This is a genomic window from Nostoc sp. 'Peltigera membranacea cyanobiont' 232, assembly GCF_002245985.1.
In the GTDB taxonomy this organism is placed as follows: domain Bacteria; phylum Cyanobacteriota; class Cyanobacteriia; order Cyanobacteriales; family Nostocaceae; genus Nostoc.
This window is the reverse complement of sequence record NZ_NOLK01000319.1, coordinates 1-3,553: the sequence shown is the minus strand read 5'-3', so window position 1 is coordinate 3,553 and position 3,553 is coordinate 1. Positions and strand designations below refer to the sequence as shown.

Here is a 3,553-nt window from a genome sequence, read left to right as displayed (position 1 = left end):
AATCATTTTCTCCCATTCTCCAATTGTTTTACGCGGATATGAGTTTGACCTCGACTACACAGCACGGGTGCATTAGGATTGTCAAAATTCCGAGTGTGGCTGGATGGATGATACTGTGTAGAGCGATCGCTATTTAACGATTTCTGACTACTGAGAAGCCTTTGGAGTTTCAGTTGGCGGATGTTTAATTTCTCCCTCGCTGTAACCTAAGTCATACATACTCGCCGCTTGAGCATCTTGTTCTGGTGGCACTTTGGGTTTTCCAGCCCAGGCATCAGATTTTCCCAAGTTAAACCAATCTTCATCAGTCATTTCAGAAATGAATGTGTTCCCCTTTGTGTTTTTCATGTAGACATCCCTACTTTTGTTAAGCTCGTCAGTTCCTTCCATAACTACCTCGGAGCGCTTCATCTTGATCTGTATCCTCTTTTTTGGGCAAGGAAGCCCAACCCAATGGCCGTCAATAATCCAAAGCTCAAAAGGACATTTTCCCACAACGATGATAAAGTTCTCACATGATTGACGTGAAGGATATCTTCGATAACGCCTGGAATGCTAAAGCCAACAACGATCGAATACGCCCAGAACCACCAACGACCTGGTTCATTTCCACGACGGTAATAGTTACTAATCCACACCAAGATGAATCCTAACAAAATCGTGCCATGCAGTCCGAGGCTCCGCCAGGGATTAGCGTAGGGGAGAGGACGAAAGTATATCCACCACACCCACCAGAACACCGCTAATACTGCAACTAGACCCCAACTCAACCACGAAAACCACCGATTATTGTTATTCACGATCTGCACCCCAATTTCTTTATTCTCCCATCTTGCATCTGGAGAAATGAATGTCATTTGGATATAGTGTTGAAGCATTATATAGATTCACAACTCAAACACCAAATTCCTGAAAAATCTATAATCAGTTTATTGCTATCAAAATTGATATCAAATGGCTAACGACAAGACCCCACCAAGCGAAATGATTCCGGATTTTTCTAGAACACAATTACTGCTCAAGAGAAATATTGTCCGAGTAGATATGCCATCTACGTTGGTTTGGAGTTGAGCCAGGAACGTTATTGACTCGTCGCAGCTTATAGCTACCACGAAAACGCTGTGGAGTTCCATTGCTAGTAACACTCGTAACAGTAACGGGAATTTCAATATATAGCGAGCCTGCTGCCCCTTCTAAAGAACCCGGTTTTCCGACTTCTTCAACAATGGATACGGTATTAGCAAAACCCTGCTGAAATTCCTCAAATGATTGCTTACTGGCAGTACCATCTCCATCCCAAGCCAAGTAAGCTTGTTTATAGTCAAGACGTGCGATGGCATCGTAATAATCATGAATGAGTTGGACTGCTTGTTGTTCTTGGGACTGGTTTTTTACAGGATTTTGTGTGCCAGAGGCGGGTGGAGAAGATGGATTAGACGTGGAAGAAATATTTGCCAGCGTTGGGCTATTGGCAGATGCTAGTTGTGATGTAGCAGAGTTATTGCAAGCTGTAATAGACATAGCAAGCAATAAAACTCCAATGACTGTATAACGTTGTTTTAACCAGATACAAAAAGAAAAGTTGATATTGAACAAAGCTATCTCCTGTGGAATCTGCACTAGTAGCCTGATAAATTCAGCATACTTGAATTTATTGGTTACAGCCATTGACAAATTAAGATGAATATGAGGTTGAGTGAAACAAGACAATAGATACTTGTTGATAGAATGCCTGTATTGGTGTTGGGTTAGATGTAAATAAAGGGTGTACGATTCACAATACCTTTGCCAAAAACAGAGGTAGTCTAACTTTTGCCGAAACAGCCCAACACAAGGATGTGATTAATTATTAGGCAGAACATTGCTAGATGTACAGAGATATTTGCAGGTTTAAGGTTTGAAAAAGATTTAATTCGTCAATTTTTACGGGAGGATATTATGCAGGAATCTGTTATCTATCAGGATATTTTGCAGAAAGGGGAATTCAAATTTTTCTATCGCCAGCTAAATCGCCGTTTTGGAGAAATTGATATATCAATAATTGAACGAGTTCGAGAATTATCTACAGAGCAATTAGAGGGATTAGGAGAAGCATTTTTAGATTTTTCATCAGTTGAAGATTTAGTAGCTTGGTTAGAGCAATTGGGGTAAAAATTATAAAAGCGGAGAAAATCGCATTAAAACCTCCGCTTTCGATTTACTATTTCTCTGTCTTTACCATTCCACACTCTACAGATAATTAAAGACTTGAGTAAATTTGTAACTGCTAAAGAAGAAGAACAAAATAAATGTGGAGATCAGCGCATGATACTTCCCACTTTATACCAAAAATAAACAGCTTAAATTACCAACTCAATTAGTTGGCTCTGTGGTAGGTAACAATGACCATCTTCGGCAGCTTCACTTAGGCAATGGATAATCCCCGCACGGTAACGAAATTCTGAGTCAGGGGCAATTCCGATATTCCGTGCAATTTTGTCAGCAGTTAGGAAACCAATACCGTAGATGTCGGCTGCTAGCTGGTAGGGGTTTTTGGTAACAGTAGGGTTCGTCGAAGACGTGCCGAAGGTATCGCTTCATCCTTATATTGCTTGTAAATCTTGACTGCATAGGTGGTTGAAACGCCATGCCCTTGCAGAAACACCATCACTTCTTTGATAGCTTTCTGAGTTGACCAAGCGTTTTTGATGAGAGTGATCCGCTTTTTGGCAATACCCTGGACTTCAATCAGTCGTTCAATCTGGTTTTCGATGATGTCGAGCGTTTCTAAACCGAAGTGAGCGACGATACGCTTGGCTGTGACTGGGCCCACGCCTTTGATTAAACCACTGCCCAAATATTTCTCAATTCCGGTGAGAGTGGCTGGTTTGGTTTCTCGATAATTAACTACCTGGAACTGGGGGTCAAATTGTGGATGATCCCGCCAGAAACCAATTAGCTGTAGAGTTTGACCTGGTTGAATATTGGCAAAGCTGCCGACAATTGTTGTGAGTTCGTTGCTACGCGGGCGAGTCAGCCTTGCCACGGTATAACCTGACTCAGCAGAATAAAAAGTTAAACGTTCTACAACTCCAGTGATTGTTTCGTGTTGAGGAAAGGCGCTTACTTGTTGAGGGGAAAGATTAGAGGGAGTGGACATTGCTTATGATCAGATGCCGCACATTATTATATATAATGCTGGAATTCAGTTAATTATAGTACATAATTACTATACTCTTTTGAGATTACAGTAATAGTAGATGATAAGGTCGAAAATGCTGCTTCGCTTCACCATACGATGCCACGAGCGCAAGCTATGCAAGCTACGCCTCAAAGGTTGGTGAGAGTGAAATATGTTGTAAAAAACCGTAGATTTTACTCTAATAAAGCTTCAATTTGCCCTAACAACTTCTCTAAAACTTTTGCTTTATTAGGATCTTCCCAGACTTTAGCTTGCTTAACTCGCTGATAGGCTGACTTCATCCGATTAGTCAGGATATTCGGCTGAGAAGACTTAGGAGGTTGAACTGATTGAATGTAACTTTTGATATCTCTAACTGAAAGATTTTCTTCA

The 3,553-nt window shown here is 41.0% G+C and carries 3 protein-coding genes and 3 pseudogenes; 1 reads left to right on the top strand and 5 read right to left on the bottom strand.

Annotated features, from left to right (window positions below; genetic code table 11):
• Positions 1–147 precede the first annotated feature (147 nt).
• From CDG79_RS39745 to CDG79_RS39735, 3 genes are all read right to left on the bottom strand, one after another.
• Complete coding sequence (locus tag CDG79_RS39745; RefSeq protein ID WP_094346942.1) at positions 148–348, bottom strand: hypothetical protein; 201 nt, start codon at positions 346–348, stop codon at positions 148–150.
• 59 nt (positions 349–407) lie between these two features.
• Positions 408–878 (bottom strand): hypothetical protein, encoded by a 471-nt coding sequence (locus tag CDG79_RS39740; protein WP_094346941.1) that lies wholly within the window; start codon positions 876–878, stop codon positions 408–410.
• A 133-nt stretch (positions 879–1,011) separates the two neighbouring features.
• The gene (locus CDG79_RS39735; protein WP_094346940.1) at positions 1,012–1,668 is read right to left on the bottom strand and encodes a hypothetical protein; all 657 of its coding nucleotides are present in this window, start codon (positions 1,666–1,668) and stop codon (positions 1,012–1,014) included.
• A 183-nt stretch (positions 1,669–1,851) separates the two neighbouring features.
• On the opposite strand from CDG79_RS39735, the pseudogene CDG79_RS39730 reads away from it, so the two are divergent.
• Positions 1,852–2,151: pseudogene (locus CDG79_RS39730) on the top strand (DUF4351 domain-containing protein); the annotation flags it as partial.
• Positions 2,152–2,342: 191 nt separating this feature from the next.
• Here CDG79_RS39730 and CDG79_RS39725 read toward each other — a convergent pair.
• Positions 2,343–3,139 (bottom strand): annotated as a pseudogene (locus CDG79_RS39725) (helix-hairpin-helix domain-containing protein); the annotation flags it as partial.
• A 215-nt stretch (positions 3,140–3,354) separates the two neighbouring features.
• Positions 3,355–3,553 (bottom strand): annotated as a pseudogene (locus CDG79_RS43235) (ParB/RepB/Spo0J family partition protein); the annotation flags it as partial.